Annotated in this window: 12 protein-coding genes; 4 read left to right on the top strand and 8 right to left on the bottom strand. The window is 48.0% G+C overall.

Annotated elements, in window-relative coordinates:
• The first annotated feature begins 48 nt into the window (after positions 1-48).
• The 4 genes from ilvB (at position 49) to asd (ending at position 4,373) form a co-directional block, all read left to right on the top strand.
• Positions 49-1,812 (top strand): biosynthetic-type acetolactate synthase large subunit, encoded by a 1,764-nt coding sequence (gene ilvB, locus ACFQ1Z_RS11060; RefSeq protein WP_379057635.1) that lies wholly within the window; start codon positions 49-51, stop codon positions 1,810-1,812.
• A complete protein-coding gene (ilvN, locus tag ACFQ1Z_RS11055) occupies positions 1,812-2,303 on the top strand; it encodes an acetolactate synthase small subunit (protein WP_055828089.1) in 492 nt (163 codons plus the stop codon). The genes ilvB and ilvN overlap by 1 nt, the downstream gene beginning before the upstream one ends.
• A 58-nt stretch (positions 2,304-2,361) precedes the next feature.
• Positions 2,362-3,378 (top strand): ketol-acid reductoisomerase, encoded by a 1,017-nt coding sequence (gene ilvC / locus ACFQ1Z_RS11050; protein ID WP_379057634.1) that lies wholly within the window; start codon positions 2,362-2,364, stop codon positions 3,376-3,378.
• A 146-nt stretch (positions 3,379-3,524) separates the two neighbouring features.
• Positions 3,525-4,373 (top strand): archaetidylserine decarboxylase, encoded by an 849-nt coding sequence (asd, locus tag ACFQ1Z_RS11045; protein ID WP_379057632.1) that lies wholly within the window; start codon positions 3,525-3,527, stop codon positions 4,371-4,373.
• 45 nt (positions 4,374-4,418) lie between these two features.
• On the opposite strand, the gene ACFQ1Z_RS11040 is transcribed toward asd, so the two are convergent.
• The 8 genes from ACFQ1Z_RS11040 to ACFQ1Z_RS11005 form a co-directional block, all read right to left on the bottom strand.
• Positions 4,419-4,931, bottom strand: coding sequence for a PoNe immunity protein domain-containing protein (locus ACFQ1Z_RS11040; protein WP_379057631.1), 513 nt, complete (start codon positions 4,929-4,931; stop codon positions 4,419-4,421).
• A gap of 9 nt (positions 4,932-4,940) precedes the next feature.
• Entirely contained in the window at positions 4,941-5,396 is a 456-nt protein-coding gene (locus ACFQ1Z_RS11035) for a PoNe immunity protein domain-containing protein (protein WP_379057630.1), read from the bottom strand.
• A gap of 266 nt (positions 5,397-5,662) precedes the next feature.
• Positions 5,663-6,058, bottom strand: a complete 396-nt coding sequence (locus ACFQ1Z_RS11030) for a hypothetical protein (RefSeq protein ID WP_379057629.1) — start codon at positions 6,056-6,058, stop codon at positions 5,663-5,665.
• Positions 6,059-6,230: 172 nt separating this feature from the next.
• On the bottom strand, positions 6,231-7,052 hold the full coding sequence (locus tag ACFQ1Z_RS11025) for an Imm49 family immunity protein (RefSeq protein ID WP_379057628.1): 822 nt from the start codon (positions 7,050-7,052) through the stop codon (positions 6,231-6,233).
• Positions 7,049-7,453, bottom strand: coding sequence for a hypothetical protein (locus tag ACFQ1Z_RS11020; protein WP_379057627.1), 405 nt, complete (start codon positions 7,451-7,453; stop codon positions 7,049-7,051). Before ACFQ1Z_RS11020 ends, ACFQ1Z_RS11025 begins: the two co-directional genes overlap by 4 nt.
• Positions 7,454-8,225: 772 nt before the next feature.
• Complete coding sequence (locus ACFQ1Z_RS11015; protein WP_379057626.1) at positions 8,226-9,005, bottom strand: hypothetical protein; 780 nt, start codon at positions 9,003-9,005, stop codon at positions 8,226-8,228.
• Between the two features lie 917 nt (positions 9,006-9,922).
• Positions 9,923-10,702 carry a hypothetical protein gene (locus tag ACFQ1Z_RS11010; RefSeq protein WP_379057624.1) on the bottom strand — a complete coding sequence of 260 codons (780 nt, stop codon included), beginning with the start codon at positions 10,700-10,702 and terminating at the stop codon, positions 9,923-9,925.
• 14 nt (positions 10,703-10,716) lie between these two features.
• Positions 10,717-17,760: a hemagglutinin repeat-containing protein gene (locus ACFQ1Z_RS11005; protein WP_379057623.1), complete on the bottom strand. Its 7,044-nt coding sequence runs from the start codon at positions 17,758-17,760 to the stop codon at positions 10,717-10,719.

The following is a 17,760-nucleotide window of genomic DNA, read 5'->3' as shown; positions in this document are numbered from 1 at the left end:
AGCTAATGTATAGGGTTCAACATTAATTAGCATAATAATCAAGATTTTATGGACTCTTCAGCCCACTCTGCGACAGACACTCACGCCAAATCTATGACTGGTGCTGATATCGTCATCAACTGCCTGAATGAAGAAAAAGTCAAATTCGTGTTTGGCTATCCAGGTGGTGCTGTCTTGCATATATATGATGCACTGTATAAACAGAATGGCTTCAAGCACATTCTGGTGCGTCATGAGCAGGCTGCCGTGCATGCGGCAGATGCCTATTCACGCGCCACTGGCGATGTAGGCGTTGCACTGGTCACCAGCGGCCCAGGTGCGACCAATGCCGTGACTGGCATTGCGACGGCCTATATGGATTCCATTCCTTTAGTTGTGATCAGTGGCCAGGTGCCAGTACCGGCTATCGGCATGGATGCATTCCAGGAAGTCGACATGGTTGGCATCACCCGCCCCTGTGTAAAACATAACTTCCTGGTCAAGCATGTTAAAGATATCGCGCCTACCATTAAAAAAGCGTTTTTTATTGCTAAAACCGGCCGTCCAGGCCCGGTAGTGGTTGATATTCCTAAAGATATCACGGCACATATCGCAGACTTCATCTACCCGAAAACGGTAGAGATGCGTTCTTACAGCCCGATATTGAAAGGCCATAGCGGCCAGATTAAGAAAGCGGTTAAATTACTGCTGGGTGCAAAACGCCCTATGATCTACACCGGCGGCGGTCTGGTGCTGGGCAACGGTGCCGCCGAGCTGGTCAAGCTGGCAAAAGCACTGAATTTCCCGGTGACCAACACGCTGATGGGCCTGGGCGGCTACCCTGCCACCGACAAACAGTTCGTCGGCATGCTGGGCATGCACGGCAGTTACGAAGCCAATATGGCGATGCAGCACTGTGATGTGCTGCTGGCAGTTGGCGCGCGTTTTGATGACCGCGTGATCGGCAACCCCAAGCACTTCACCAGCCACAAACGCACCATCATCCATATTGATGTCGACCCTTCCAGCATCTCCAAACGCGTGAAAGTGGACGTGCCTATCGTGGGTGACGTGCAATCCGTACTCGCCGATATGGTAGAGATACTGGCGCAGGAAGAAAACAAAACCACGGACACTGCCGACTGGTGGGATCAGATCAACGAGTGGCGCGGCGTGCAATCGCTGGATTACACCTATTCCGACACCGTGATCAAACCGCAATACGTGGTGCAAAAGCTGTGGGAAGTCACCAAAGGTGAAGCCTACGTGACTTCAGACGTGGGTCAGCACCAGATGTGGGCGGCACAATACTACAAGTTTGATAAGCCACGTCGCTGGATCAACTCCGGCGGCCTGGGCACCATGGGTGTGGGCCTGCCATATGCGATGGGCTGTCAGTTCGCTGATAAGCACGCGCAAGTGGCCTGTATCACCGGTGAGGGCAGCATCCAGATGAATATTCAGGAGCTTTCCACCTGTGCGCAGTATGGATTGCCTATCAAGGTGATCCTGCTCAACAACCGTTACTTGGGCATGGTGCGGCAGTGGCAGGAGTTCTTCTACGAGAACCGCTATTCCGAATCCTATATGGACAGCCTGCCTGACTTTGTCAAGCTGGCAGAATCTTATGGCCACATCGGCATGCAGATCACCAACCCGGCTGACGTGGAAGGCGCATTGCAAGAGGCTTTCGCCAGAAAAGATAAATTCGTGTTCATGGACTTTTTAACCGACCAGGCCGAAAACGTATTCCCTATGGTCGAGAACGGCAAAGGCCTCTCAGAAATGGTGTTAAGCCCATTGAGCGGTGCACGCCTGAAGGGAGAGCAATAATGCGTCACATTATCTCCCTGCTGATGGAAAACGAAGCCGGTGCGCTGTCACGTGTGGCAGGCCTGTTCTCGGCGCGCGGTTACAATATTGAATCACTCACCGTGGCTGTGACAGAAGACCCTACCTTGTCACGCATGACCATAGTCACCACTGGTTCCGATGATGTGATCGAACAAATTATCAAGCAACTCAACAAGTTGATTGACGTGGTCAAAGTGCTGGACCTCAACGATGGCAAGCACATTGAGCGCGAATTGATGCTGGTCAAGGTTAAAGCCACCGGCGTTTATAAAGACGAAATGAAGCGCATGTGCGACATTTTCCGCGGCCGTATTATCGATGTGGCCGACAATAGTTACACCATAGAGCTTACCGGCTCTTGCAGCAAACTGGATGCATTTATCGAAGCCATAGACCGCAGCGCGATTCTGGAAACCGTGCGTACCGGTGCGTCCGGCATTGGTCGTGGCGACCGCATCCTCAAAGTTTAAACACCCCTATTTTTAAATATATATACCTAAGCATTTGTATTGAAAGGCAAAAGCAGACATGAACGTTTATTACGACAAAGACGCCGACTTAAGCATCATTAAAGGCAAAAAAGTGACTATCGTGGGTTATGGCTCACAAGGTCACGCACACGCAGCAAACTTGCGCGACAGCGGTGTAGACGTCACTATCGGTTTGCGTAAAGGCGGCAGTTCATGGGCTAAAGCTGAAGGCGCCAAACACACCACACTCGAAATCGCTGCTGCAGTGAAAGAAGCTGACGTAGTAATGGTATTGCTGCCAGATGAGACCATGGCAGAAATCTTCCATGCCGAGATCGCACCTAACCTGAAAAAAGGCGCTGCGCTGGCATTTGCTCACGGCTTTAACATTCACTACAACCAGATCGTGCCGCGCGCTGATCTGGACGTGATCATGATCGCACCAAAAGGCCCAGGCCACACCGTGCGTTCAGAATACCTTAAAGGCGGCGGCGTACCTTCACTGATCGCTGTCTACCAAAACACTTCCGGCAAAGCCAAAGAAATCGCATTGTCATACGCAGCTGCTAACGGCGGCACCAAAGGTGGCGTGATCGAGACTGATTTCCGTGAAGAAACTGAAACTGACTTGTTCGGCGAACAAGCTGTGTTGTGTGGTGGCGCGGTTGAACTGGTGAAAGCCGGTTTTGAGACACTGGTTGAAGCTGGTTATGCGCCAGAAATGGCCTACTTCGAGTGCTTGCACGAGTTGAAACTGATTGTTGACCTGATGTACGAAGGCGGCATCGCCAACATGAACTACTCCATTTCTAACAACGCGGAATATGGTGAGTATGTGACTGGCCCACAAGTGATCAACAGCCAGTCTAAAGATGCAATGCGTCAATGCCTGGCTAACATCCAGAACGGTAACTACGCCAAACAGTTCATCCTGGAAGGCCGTACCAACTACCCAGAAATGACTGCACGCCGTCGTTTGAACGCAGCTCACCCAATTGAGCAAGTAGGTAACAAACTGCGCGCCATGATGCCTTGGATCGCAAAAAACAAACTGGTTGATCAAAGCAAGAACTAATTAAACCAGCCACAGGCAAAAAGCACAGGCAGATATATCGCCTGTGCTTTTTTATTTGTAGAATCTCAAATCGATAAAATGATAAAACGGATTCTTGTACCAAATCAGCAACGACTGATCAGAGATACAAGAGAATAAGGAAAACAGTGAAGCTCGCCATTCTGCTGCAATACATTGCCCCCAAACAACTGCTGACAGCCGCTGCCGGCAAACTGGCGCACTGGCAAGCCGGTGGCCTGACTACAGCTTTTATCGGCTGGTTCGTACGCAAATATCACGTCAATATGGAAGAAGCACTTAACGGCAATATTGATCACTACAAGACGTTTAACCTGTTTTTCACGCGCCCGCTTAAACCTGGTGCCAGACCATTGGCAGACAATCACTTTGTTTGCCCGGTAGATGGTGCCATCAGCCAGTTTGGCGACATCAAATCCGGCCAGATCTTCCAGGCCAAAGGTCATCAATACACAGCAAAAGCATTAGTAGGAGGCGATGCCACATTAGCTGCCAAATTTGATCACGGCAGCTTTGCCTGCCTGTATCTAAGCCCCAAGGATTACCATCGCATTCATATGCCATGCGCAGGCAAACTGTTGCAGATGACATATGTGCCAGGTGATTTATTCTCGGTGAACCCGACCACTGCTGCCAACGTGCCAGGCCTGTTCGCGCGCAATGAGCGCGTAGTGTGTACGTTTGAATCTGCGCAGCATGGTACCTTCGTACTGGTGCTGGTGGGCGCAACCATAGTCGGCAGCATGGCCACGGTCTGGCACGATGCCAAGGACCATATCATCAACCCGCCACGTCCGGGCAAGGTTTTACATTGGGATTACAGCGACCGAAACATTACCCTGCAACAAGGCGAAGAGATGGGCCGCTTTTTGCTGGGCTCTACCGTGGTCATGCTGTTTGAAAAGGATGTACTGGCGTTTAATGGCAGCTGGCACGCAGGCAAACCGATACGCCTGGGTGAAGCCATGGGACACTAGAACTATTCTCCAGATTATAAACGGGCTAGTTATTTACTAGCCCGTTTACATTTCAACTCTGAACTTCACAAAGGTAGACACATACAAAATCCATTTGCGAAATAGCTTTTTAAACCAACTATTTTTAGGCTCTCCTTGCAATGGGTAGGTTATTGATTCATCGGGACGAAGCAAGTCTCCAGGATAATGTTCATGGCCTAAACAGAGGCTATCATCTATGTTAAATGCTATTACCGCGGCGACGGCTTCTATGCACCAACGACCAAAGTAACTGCCATTGCTAAGCGGGTTTTTAACTGGGTCTCCGTAGATATACCACCAGAGTTCATTATTGCCTTTGCGCTCAAGCTCAGTGTACCAATGCTCAACAAAGTTGCGCAGTTGCTCGGCTTGTTGATGTGGGGGTAACCCTTTGTCCTTGGCTTCTACCGCTTTAAGTAGACGGGCATAGGGTTTTTTATGCAATAGTTTGTCACCAATTTTGCGGTCTGGCTGACGAGATGCAATCACGCGGTCAAGTAGCACGTCTTCACCTTCACCGCCAATCAAAGCTAACAATCGTTGCCATTAATTTTCGGGAATTGCCAGGGCAAGTGCTAAACCTAACAACCAGAAACACCAGTTGTAGTGGTTGAGCCAATTCAACTCGAAGATCCAAGACCGTGGGTCCGTGTGTCCTCGCGAATCGTTAACTATTACAGCGGACGTCAGTAAGTGATTATGATCCCAACCCTCACCTGGTTTTAGATTGGCGTTGAGTTCAGTCGCTAGTTTATTGGAAAGCTCCCAGGCATCAAGTAAACCTTCAAAGTATTGGGTAAGTTCGCGGATGGAATCGCCCCGGGAGTAGCAAAGCAAAATAAGTCTGGTTACGTGTTGGCTATGATTAAACCAAAACTGAGGACCAAACGCAGGATTTTTTGAGGGTTGGCTTAACGTAGATAAATTTTCTTCTATTGCCTTTTCAAACCGCGCTATCCGCCCATCCCAATAAATATTGTCTCCAATAGGTGCACGTATCATGGCTGAGCTCCTGCATTACTCACTTTAAGAATTTTTGAAACATCTACAGTTATAGGCTTAACGTTGCCTAATGTGTCTAAAACTTGTACTTTAGTTTTAGTACTGCGATGAGCATGTTAAGTACTACCCAAGTTTCAGTCCGACCAGCATTAATAGCTTTTGTTATATCTAATGCTATTATCAGTCCTGCCGCTTTTTCAATCCTTTCGCTTCCCGTAATCCAGCTCAGCAACCCTTGTTTTCCATCGCTATTACTGCCCAGTCCTTTATAACAAGTCGGTCAAGCTTTGATTCATTTCTTCCCCAGTGATTACTTCATCGGTATCTTCATATTCAGCAGGTTTGTTGTAGTCATACTCAATCTTGATTTTACCGTCAGGAAACAGCGTAAAGGTTAAACCCCAGATGCGATCGCCGGTGGTGGCAAGAAGGTCGTCACGTAGGAAAAGGGCAGCCCCTCCCCCATCAATACTAGAATCAGGCCAATTTAAAGCTTCGTTAGTTTCAATCCCATTTGACTTCAAGCTCCAACGGCCTATGGCCATTTTGTTATAAATCTGGAATTTACATATTGCCGCATCCCAAGTCCTTCCAGTAACAAAGTCAATGCAACTGTTACCAATTTCACTGTAAGCATCTTCAACAGTAGAAAAATTTTTCACTGTACGGACCTAAACTCTTCAAAAGGGTCTCCAATTTTTGCCAACACCTAAATTCCCTGGTCTCCATCCACCATTAGAAGGATAACCCAACTCTATTTTCACACTCACGGCATAAATGCCTGCCTGCTCTTTGCAACAAGTGCCTAATATGGTAGTTGCTTAAATCGTAGCTCTATTGTTTAAAAAACATATGCTTGATACTTCGTAAGAATGTGCGCTTAGGAGGCACCCAATCTGGCGCTAAGAAATCATAGATATCATCGTAATGGTCTAGCGGCTTTACTGGTAATAATTCCATCGGTACTAAAGGGTGGCCAATTTCTACCTCGATACCTTTTAGCCAGCAGAGTTTTGCTTCTATTGTTGGGATGGGCGCAATCAATCCGCCAATCCAAGGATTATCGGTTTTGTCATTTTTTGCTTTTTCTAGTATTAGATTTTCTAAACCAACTTTGTCCTTGGCAAGTAACAGTGAGAAAAAGTCTTTACCTTCAACCAACTCTTTACGCTTATGCTTTTTTGTCTGCGTTTTGGCTTTTTCAAGTCTTTGTGCAACTTCGTCCATTTTATTGAGCATAACAAGTTGATACATATGCACCCAAAAGTAAATGGATTGCGGCTGATTGCCTGCCGCTCGAATAAAGCGGGGATTAGCCATTCCCACGGCTTGAATGGCTTTGGCGCTATCAGAAAGCAGGGCGAATAAAAGTAAATCCCAAGTCATTTCATCACCACCATAACCTCTGCTTTTAGCTACTAGGTCTGATTGTGCGCACAGATAAGCATTCTGCTTAAAGCCTTGAATATCATAGTCAATAAAGTATTCTTTCACTGCAAGGTGTTCGTGAGCACCTGCCATAAAGGAAATAATGGCACCCCATGAACATTTTTTTCGAGGATTTTTAAAGTAATCCAAATCATCGGCAATTTCTTTTAAACTTCGCTCAGCACTACTAATTATGGATTCTTTTTGCAGTTGAGTTAATTGCATCATTTGAGTTTCACTATTGTTATGCTTTTTGTATCTACCCCTGCTACAACCTTGACCAGTTTTTCATCTTTTATAGCTTGTTTTATTAGTACCGCAGCTTGTTTCATTTGATCTGTACCTTTAGAAAGCTCGTTTAGGCGGCTTTCAATCCATTTATCCGACATTTGTCTAGGTAACGTTTCATCACTCCCAGCATTTTTGACAGGGCCATTCAAGTTGATTGTGCCATTTGCATTAAGCGGCTTCGTCTCCACAACATAAACCGTCCTCCCCTTTACAAACACGCCATCAAAGCAATTTGCAACACACTTACCATTTAATGAGGTGAATCCATTACGCATGAAGTAGTTTTTGACTACGACTTTACGCGCATCGCCTTGCAGGGTTCTATGTTCATTCTCCATACTTCTCCAAGCCCTTCTATTAAGAGTAGCGGATTGAGGAATTAGGTTAATTTATTACCAGCCCCCCCCCAACTTGTTGCAACCAAATGACCGCCTTGCATTTTCACATTAACATTGCTCATAAACGTTTGTATCCATCGAGGCCAGACTTAAGTTGGTGCTGATCTGTTTTGATCTGGATGCAAGTTATTTTTTTGGGAACAAGTCGGTCAAGCTTTGATTCATTTCTTCCCCAGTGATTACTTCATCGGTCTCTTCATAATCAGCAGGTTTGTTGTAGTCGTACTCAATCTTAGTGTTACCCTGAATGGGCAATACGTCTCGATTCAGTTTCGCGATAGCTGTCGTAGTGTCTTTGCCTGTCGTTTAGCTATGCAGCATTGTCTTTAATGGTGACACTGCCGCCCTGACATTACTGACAGTGGTAGAGGGGTTTTATCACTTGCACTTAGTGCGACCGGAACGGTGGCGGAGAATCTTCCTGAACTAGGTAGCGTGGTGCCTGGCACTCTGTTTCCCCCAGCAGATGCTTCCCCCTTCCAGGGTTTTTCTTAAACTGCCGTAACCAACTCTCAGGCTCGTGGAACCAGCTTTATATTCCGCCTTATTCTCAATATTGCGAGTAGTGAGTGTGGTGGTCAGACTGTTTTTTCGATCTCGGATCGCTTGCTCAGTGGAAGCAATCACAGCGCGCTTGAGGTCAGTGTTGCCGTTGACGTTAACCTGGAAGCCGCTATCTCCTGCAAAAACGCAGCGCTAAGCCAGCAATCAGCTATACAAAGCTAGGCCTAGGCACGCCTGGCATATTTTCATAAGCCTTGAGTAGGGTTTCCAAGGGTGTCAGTGTACGATTGTGATGCCAATACACATTCTTAAGCCACATTGCGGCGCAATAATAGTTGCCATAGCCTAGCCATGGATGGTCCTCCAGATTGGCTTGCAACATCTTACGGCCCGCTTCAAGTAAGTCATCAGCACTATATTGAGGATTTATTTCATTTAAGCAGAACGCATAACCATATGCTCTAGGACTTAAGGTTTTTTTAAGCGATATCTTTTTCACACCATAATACTTTTCGTATTCTGTGATGCCAGCTTGATATTGTTCAGATTGGATGCAGTAGCAAAGATAGTCATCTAAGCCTTCTGTTTTTGTTTTATTTCTATAAGCCCCCTCTTCTAAACAAAGCAAATTATATTCTCGGGCTTTTTCCCATACCTCAATCGCAGCATCACCACTTTGAAGCCATAATGCAAGAGCTTTTGCCTGATGCAGTGCTTCACGGTGGATGTTAGGTGCAGGTCTGTTATGTCCTTCATCTTGAGAAATGGCAAGATTCAGCCATTCAATAGCGCGGGGAATAGCGGGAGCGACTTCGCGATTGAGCCCTATAAGCCAGCATGAAATGATAAAGCCCACATGACCTGCTGCCATGCTTCCTAAAGGATCGCCAGCTTTATAAACACTAAGTAATCCAGACAGAAAAGATTTCAGCAAGTAAGCATCTGCTCTGAGCCAGGATTCTTTTTCTAAAAACGGATCAAATTTCATCTAATAACCTCTTAACTTAACAATCGCCATGATTGCAGACTTTCGTAGGTACGCTGTTTCTAACTTGACCAGCTCCTACAGTGTTAGTCTTATAATTGCCTTGAAGCAAGTTTTGCAGGGTTCTGAGCTCATTCTTCATACATGGCCCAGCACCCAATTAAGAATAGCGGATTGAGGAATTAGGTTAACTTATACCCCCCAACTTTCTGCAACCAAATGACCGCCTTCATCAAGTGCATTTCCACATTTCCCATTTACATTGCTTATAAACGTGTCTATCCATTGAGGCAGACTTAAGTTGGTGCTGATCTGTTTTAATCTGGATGCAAGTTATTTTTTGGGGACCAAGTCGGTCAAGCTTTGATTCATTTCTTCCCCAGTAATTACTTCATCGGTCTCTTCATAATCAGCAGGTTTGTTGTAGACGTACTCAATCTTAGTGTTACCCTGAATGGGCAGTACGTCTCGATTCAGTTTCGCGATGGCTGTCGTAGTGTCTTTGCCTGTCGTTTGGCTATGCGGCATTGACTTTAATGGTGACACTGCCGCCCTGACATTACTGACAGTAGTAGAACGGGGTTTATCACTTGCACTTAGTGCGACCGGAACGGAGGCGGAGAAGCCTCCTAAAGTAGCGTGGTGCCCGGCACTCTGTTTCCGCCAGCAGATGCTTCCCATTGCAGAGTTTTGCCTAACTGCCATAACCAACGCTCAGGCTCGTGGAACTAGCTTTATATTCCGCCTTATTCTCAATATCGCGAGTAGTGACTGTGTTGGTGGTCAGGCTGTGTTTATTGTTTTGAATCGCCTGTTCCGTGGAGACGATTATTGCAACTTGAGGTCAGGATTACCGTTGACATTAACCTGGAAGCCGCCCTCTCCTGCAAAAACGTAGCGCTGTGAATGCCAGCAATCAACTAGACAAAGCTAGGCCTAGGCACGCCTGGCATATTTTCATAAGCCTTGAGTAGGGTTTCCAAGGGTGTCAGTGTACGATTGTGATGCCAATACACATTCTTAAGCCACATGGTTGCTCGGTTGTAATCGCCATGACCTAACCATGGATGATCCTCCAGATTGGCTTGCAGCATCTTACGGCCGGCTTCAAGTAAATCATCAGCACTATATTGTGGATTTATTTCGTTTAAGCAGAACGCATAACCATATGCTCTAGGACTTAAGGTTTTTTTAAGCGATATCTTTTTCACACCATAATACTTTTCGTACTCTGTGATGCCAGCTTGATATTGTTCAGATTGGATGCAGTAGCAAAGGTAGTCATCTAAGCCTTCTGTTTTTGTTTTGTTTCTATAAGCCCCCACTTCTAAACAAATAAAATTATATTCTCGGGCTTTTTCCCATACCTCAATCGCAGCATCACCGCTTTGAAGCCATAATGCCAGAGCTTTTGCCTGATGTAGGGCTTCCCGGTGGATGTGAGGTGCAGGTCTGTTATGTCCTTCATCCTGCGCAATAGCAATATTCAACCATTCAATAGCACGGGGAATCACCGGTGCAGCTTCCTGATGTAGGCCGATGAGGTAATATCCAATAACTTCACTTACATCAAAAGTTGCCATATTACCCAAAGGATCACCAGGCTCATAAGTGCTCCTCGATCCTGATACAAGCGAATTCAACAAATAAGCACCTTCTTCAAGGCTAGATTCTCTACGACGAATAGGATTAAATTTCAATTATTGCCCCTTACTTAACATGTTCCATTATTACAAACTTTAGTTATGACACTGTTTCTCGCATTCCCCGCACCAACAGTATTCGTTCCATAATTCCCTTTTCGCAAGTTCGATAATGCCTGACTTCTGATTGAGGGCGGTAGTTTTGCATCGCTAACCGCAACAAGGGCATCTATAAGCGCATTAGGAAGAGCTTTGCCATTAATATGAAACGTCGGTGACTGATCAATTGCACTGTTGCCACTCCTAAATTTACTATCCCACAACGTCACTTCTCCCGTTTTGGTGTTTACAGAAACTACATCAGCACCATGCGTGCCAACTGCATCTCCATATTTTACTACGGCTTGATTAGGCAATCCCGCCACTTCGTTAGCAAGCCGCAGCTCTGCTGTGTATCCATTGATATGTGAGTTTGCAATATTAGGATTAGCGTCATCTAACTTGGCGGGTAGGTAATTTAAACCTGCGGCCGGGTCTGGCAATCTAGCATCTAATTTAACACCATTGACTACACGTGCAATGACTTGTTCGACCCCAGCCGCCTTTGCCAGTTGTGCAAGTTTTGCAGTCGTTCCGACCCCTGCGCCAACCAGTGGAATACTGGCAAGCTGGTTGCCAATAACATTCCCTACAGCATCCCCATCGCCGCGTTTGTATGCATCAGCAAGTTTTGCCCGGTCTCCCTCACTGAGTCCACCGACCAAGGCTTGCCAGTTCCCTGGCACTTTTAAGAACTGTATCAGGCTGGCACCAAACTGGCCTACTTTCTCGTTTGAGGATTCATCCCCACCCAGTGCCGCTATCGCGATATATCCGCCCTTTAAAGCGCTGGCAATACCATCTACGATGGCGGTCCCAAACGCTTTTAACTCAGCACTGTTCAGCCCGGATAAAGTTTGTTGTGCAAATGCAAATGTTTCACCTTTCTCTTGCGCATATCTTGAAACAGAGCCTTGTACGTTCGTTAAAACATACTCTGCAGCAGCGTTTCTGACATCTTGTCGCACAAGATTACATTCAGGGGTGCTTACACTGGCACACCCTTGTAATGCTTGATTACGGGAGTTATCTAATGTGGTCAGGTTAGCAATTTCTTGTTCGCAGGCCGCACTGCATTTACCTTGCATTTTTTTGGATAGCAACTCACCCATACGGCGGGCTTCATCATGTTTAAGATAATTATTCGTAGTCTCGGTGAGTGCACTGCCCGCACCTGCAGTACCACCGACTGTGCTACCAACTGCCGTAGCGGTTGCCATGATTAAACTTTGTTTCAGCGCTTCAGGGATATCTATATCTTTTAGCAGTTCCCCCAGCTTCGGGATCATTGCTGCCGATGTACCTGCACCCAACGCGCCTTCGAGATTGCCGCTTAGCCCTCCAACGATGGTATGCAGTGCTACTCGGTAAACACCGCCGTCCGCCCACTTGGCGGCTTCTTCTTCGTTACCTTGATTCTTTAGTTCTTTGAATTTGCTGCTGGCATAATCACCTACAGCTTTCGGCGCGACGAGGCTAAATGCTTGCGTGATCTGTACTTGTGCATTGAGTTCACGTTGCACTTTGTCATTATTAAAGATTTGGGTGAGAGTGCTTGCAGTTGGATTACCCTGGCTATCCACTGCCTGGCCTTCCGCATTCACTTTTACATCGCGGTTAAGCGTGGCTAGGGTAGTAGCATTGTCTTGGCCAGTGGCTTGCTGCTTGACCGAATCGGTAATAGTGACCGTACCACCACTGATGCCGCTAACTGTAACGCTACTGCTTTCGTCAGATAAATGGCTATTACCTGCACTGGCAGTTGGGCTAGCTTTGAAACCGCCACCATTAGGTTGTTCAGTGACGCCAACACCAGCATTGATACTGATACCTTTGGCATCGTATTCTGCTTTGTTTTCAATATTGCTGGTGGTCAGGGTCTGGGTGGTGAGGCTGTTTTTATTGTCTTGAATCGCTTTTTCAGTGGATGCAATGACCGCTCCTTTGAGGCTGGTGTTTCCGTTGACGTTGAGCTGGAAGCCTCCTTCGCCTGCGTAAATACCAGCTTGTTCATTCACTGAGGCGTAATCACTGTTTATCTTTTGTTTGCCTGAGCTGACACTGCCGCCACTAGGGATGCCATTGGCTCCAAAAGACACTGAAGCACCACTGCTTTTTTGTTTGGATTGATAGGTAGACGTATCTTGCAGGCTTTCAATATTCAGGTTGCCTTGGCCTGATGTACCTACATTAGCGATCACTTGCTTGCCAATCACTTGTGAGCCTTTGAGATTGGTGTCAGTACCGCTACTGAGCGAGACCTTGTTGCTGCCTTGTACAATAGTTTCCGTCCAGCTAGTGTCTTGGCCGTTGGCTTTGCCACGGCTATTGTTAAAACTGGCATTGGGTGTGATTACTCCACCAGTACCCAAGCCGACTGAGACGCCTATGCTGGCACTGGATGACTTGTTACTACTTTGCAAACTTTGGGTGTTTTTAGCAGCAAGTAAGTTGAGTTGATCTTGGGCGCGCAAGTTAAGATCTTGCCCGGCTTGTATCTGACTACCAATTACTGTGAGGTCACTCTTAGTGCCAGCACCAGTGGCTGTGACATTGAGATTTTGACCCGCATTGATGTGGCTGGCTTTGGCAATCGTTTGCTGGTTTTGACTGCTGGATTTTGACTTGGAAGTCCCGATACTGAAGTTAAGGCTAATGCCGCCTGCCTGATCAGCAAGGTTGCCTCCGCTACCAGCTTTGACGGCCTCCGCAGCATTTTTTATACTGAGTGCGGTGGTCGCGGCCGCCAAAGCCTGCATGCGCCGGTCGTCGGTTTTGCTGCCTGCCTTGCGCATCTGATCCGACGTTTGTATGGCGGAAATGACAGGGTTGCTGATGCCTACACTTATCCCGGTCTGCTTATACCTCATCTCCTCAGTGCGCTGGTTTGTCTCATCAGCCGAAGCGATATCCACCTTTTGTGCAGTGATATCAATGTCCCCTTTGGGGGCGATGACATCACTGGCTGTTTGGGTGTAGGTTTTACCTGCTTCTATGCGGACGTCACCCTCTACACTACCGACTGTGCTAGCGGTTTGGGTGGTGGAGGTACTTTCTACATTCTGGTTTAGCTTACTTTTGCTATAGCCTATGCTGGTTCCGCTGGCGCCAAACCCACTTTTCTTAACCTGTTTGCTGTGGGTCTCGTGTTGGGTATTAGTTGCTGAAGTGATGGCAATATCCCCGCCTGCCTGCACAGTAGTGCCATTGGTGGAAACTACATTACTGCCTTGAATACCAATATTGTTGGTAGCCTGTATGGCCACAGTCTCTCCACTGATATTACTGCCAAGTGCGCTGGTCTCGTTAAACGTATTACGACGCTCGGTTTTACTGCTGCTCATAAAGCCGGACTTTTTGGTTTTGCGGTATTGCTCGCTATCCATGGTCGCTTCACCGGCGGTGATATTGACCTCATTCGCTTGCGCAGTGATCTTGCCTTGTTCACTGGTGATGTTTGCAGCGCGCATACTAAGTGCGTTGCCAGCTTGCAGCTGAATTTCATCCGCCATATTGATTTGTGTGCCGACCTCTTCGGTGGTGCTGCGTTTGATGTAGTTCTTGGCTGCGCCAGTGCTGGTACTGAGACTTGTTTGTTGCGTGGTCAGGTCGATACTATCGCCGGCCGAGAGGATGGTGACGCCATTTTGGCTAAGATTGCTGATTTTGGCGGCGTCAAGCTGGATGTTGCCGCCAGCCATGGCGACCAGTACAGCGTTGGCACTGTCAGTGACATACAGGCCGGCCACACGGTCTATGCTTGTGCGCTCTGAGTAACCAAGTTGTCCTTTTTGCTTTCCGGTTTGCGCACTGTTATTGCTGTTAACCGTTGTGCTTTCAATCCGTATGTCTTTACCTGCATTGAGGGTGAGTGCTTGTTGCGCGGTGATTTTTCCGCCCTGGTTGAGGATATCTTGCCGGGCATTCAGGTTCACTTTTTCACCAACCATATTGCCGGATAGATTCTGGATATGATCAGCCTGGATAGCCAGCACCTGCTGGCCGGCCAATGTACCGCTGTTAAACAAGCTGCCGGCATTTGGCTGTGCATTATTATTTAGTGAAGCATTGAGGTTGATATTGAGCGTTTGTCCGGCGATCAAACTGCCTGCACCGGTTAAATCTCCCGCTTTCAAGCGGGTATACACTTGCGGCACCAACGCCTGCGCTGTGCTGCCGTCAGGCAATTTCACGGTTTGTGTGACCAGCCAGACGATATCACTGGTGAGCTGTGCCACTTGCGTGTCACTCAGCGCGACCCCGGGAATCAGTTGGTGGGCATTAGCAAACGTGATGCCGTTATTCATAAGGGCCTGGTATTGCGCCAGATCGCTGCTGTAGCCTGCCAGGAAACGTCTGCCGGTGAGCTGGTTGATCTGCTCACGCACCATCCTTTGCTCATAAAAGCCATCGCCCAGCCGTTTGGTCTGGTAGGCCGGGTCATAACTCAATGCTTTTAACATGTAGTCAGAGCTTAACCATTGCTGATAGTTGGCGAATCGCGGATCTGTTTCAATCAGGTAACCGGCACCGGGGGCAGTCTGGCGATACAGGCTGGTGAGTGTATTTAACAGGGATTCGTCTGGCCGCTGGCTACCCAGGCTGTTCGGGCTCAGGCTTGCGACTGTGCCGTTTTTCCTACTGGTGGTTTGCGCGAGGTACTGTGTCGTTGCTAAAGGCTGGGTGGTCACCGAAGGTGCAGGATTGTAAGGATTAATGCTGACATCGTAACTAAAGCCTTTGCCGCCGCCATCATAATCATAATAATAAGAGGTGCCACTGTAGCTGGTAGTGGTATTGCCGGTGGTATTCTTGTTATTCAAAGTGCCGCCGCTATGCGCTAGTTTGCCACCTGCTATGATGCGGCTATCACTATTGATCACATTGCCGGTGAGATTCAGGTGCTGGCCTGCGATGATCTCGCCCGGCAGGCTGGTTTTTACCCTGGTTTCATGAGTGGTGCCACTGTAGATGTAGCGCCAGTATTCACGGAAGTTGAAAGGTAAATTGTAGTTACTGCCGTAACGCCAGGAAATACCCTCGTTACCGATTTGCCAAATAGGATAATCCTCGGTGTCATACAGACTCGATTGATCTTTGGGGGTGAACTGGTCGAAATTTTCCGTACTGGTAACGACAGTCTCCGTCTTCAACCCTGCATTAAGGTTTTGGGTGGCGGCCATATTTATGTGCATATCGCCATATGCCTCAATGGTGGCATTGCTATTCACCAGGCTGTCACCCTGGCCTATCGCCGCATGCTGCGCATCCAGGCTACGGCCTATCCGCAGACCGCCAAGACTGAAAATCTGGCTTTTAGCCTGATTCACTAGTGCTTCTGACACGCCTAAATCCAGGCGATCACGCGCTGCGATGGTTGCAGCGCGGGGGGTGCCGTTCACGGTCTCAGCCAGGTTATTCAACTTGCCTGCCTGAATCGCCAGGTGATCACCATAAATTCGGCCGCGACCCTTGTTGGTTAATACGTCGGCCTTGATCAAAGTGTCATCACCATCAATCAAGCCCGTATTGGTCAGTGTATTGGCGATATCCAGTTCGGTATCTTCGCCTTTTATGACACTTTCATTAGATAAGGCATGGGCCTTGATAGCTAATTTTTTACCGGCCAGGATATTGGTCTGGGTGAAGATAGCGCCCTTTGAAGAGAGCGACAGATTGCCATCTGCCTGCATCAAGCCGGCGTTTTGCACGTAGTCTTGCTGCAGGTTTACATTGATATTGCCGCCTGCTAATACTTTGCCTTTGCCGGATAGTTGATTTGCTTGAATACTGATATCTTGGGTGGCTCCCAACACTGCATTCGTGTTGCTGATATCACGCGCTTTCACCGTCAATGATTTTGCGGTGATTTTATGCTGATTATCGATATCACCCGTATCGATGCGCATCGCACCGCCGGATAATATGTCTCCGGTATTTGTGAGGCCGGTGCTTTTCAGCGCCATATTGCCCTGCGAAACCACGCTACTTTGATTGGTCAATTGCCCGTTGATGTCAAGGCTTAGCCCCTCGCTGGTGGCACTGATCGCGCCCTGGTTATTCACGCCCAAGCCAAGCTCAGTGCCTATCAGGTGTATCTTGCCAGCATACATCCCGCCCAGCGCCGCCACATCCAATGCTACCTGTGGCGTGGCTTCATTACTTGCGGCGAGCGGGGTCAAGGCGCCCACATCACCATTACTGGCTACATTTACCTGCTGGTTACCTAACACCACATTCAGTTTCTTGGCCCATACCCCGCTATTCGCTACCACGGCCCGACTGATGATATCGGTGTAATCCATCGCACGGGTGTCCAGGCCGGTGCCGAGAAATTTAATCACGCCGCCAGTGACACGATAAGCGCTCAGATCACCGCCAGTAAACACCGGGCTACCCGTCACCAGAGTTGCGCGCCAGGCATTGATAAATCCGCAGCCATTGCAAGTGATTCCGGATGGATTAGCCACGATGACTTGCGCACGGCTACCAGCCACTTCAATAAATCCATTAAGCAGGCTGGGGCGGGAAGAATTCACCTCATTAAGGATCGTACTCGCCACGCCTGCAGCCATATTGGGGTTGCCTTGTACCCAGCCGCCGAGCTGCGTTTGTACATTGTGACGGCTATTGTTGAGGATGACGCCGTTTTGCATCACATCAAACTGTTGATAGGTATTATGTGAAAGACCTTTGCTATCCGGCGTTTGGATATTCACCAATGGCACACCATTGGCAGCATTAATAATAAACGGCTGTTGTTGCGCAGGCGCGAGAGGGTCAGCTACAATATCGGCCTGCACCGGCATAGTGAAAAGCATGCTGCCAAATGCTAGGGCCAGCCAGTTGAAATCGCGCGATGAATCAATGTGCAGTTGGTCTGCCGCTTGAACTTGGCGTGCGCACTTTTCTGTGCGTGGACGTTTAAGTTTGCCTGCGGCGCAAACGTGTTCGGCCACCGCCATCCATGCGCCGCGCAACTGGTTGAAAACAATACGATAGATTTGTGTGTTCAT

Source organism: Methylophilus luteus, assembly GCF_042676265.1.
Classification (GTDB): Bacteria; Pseudomonadota; Gammaproteobacteria; order Burkholderiales; family Methylophilaceae; genus Methylophilus; species Methylophilus luteus.
This window is presented reverse-complemented; position numbering and strand designations above follow the sequence as displayed.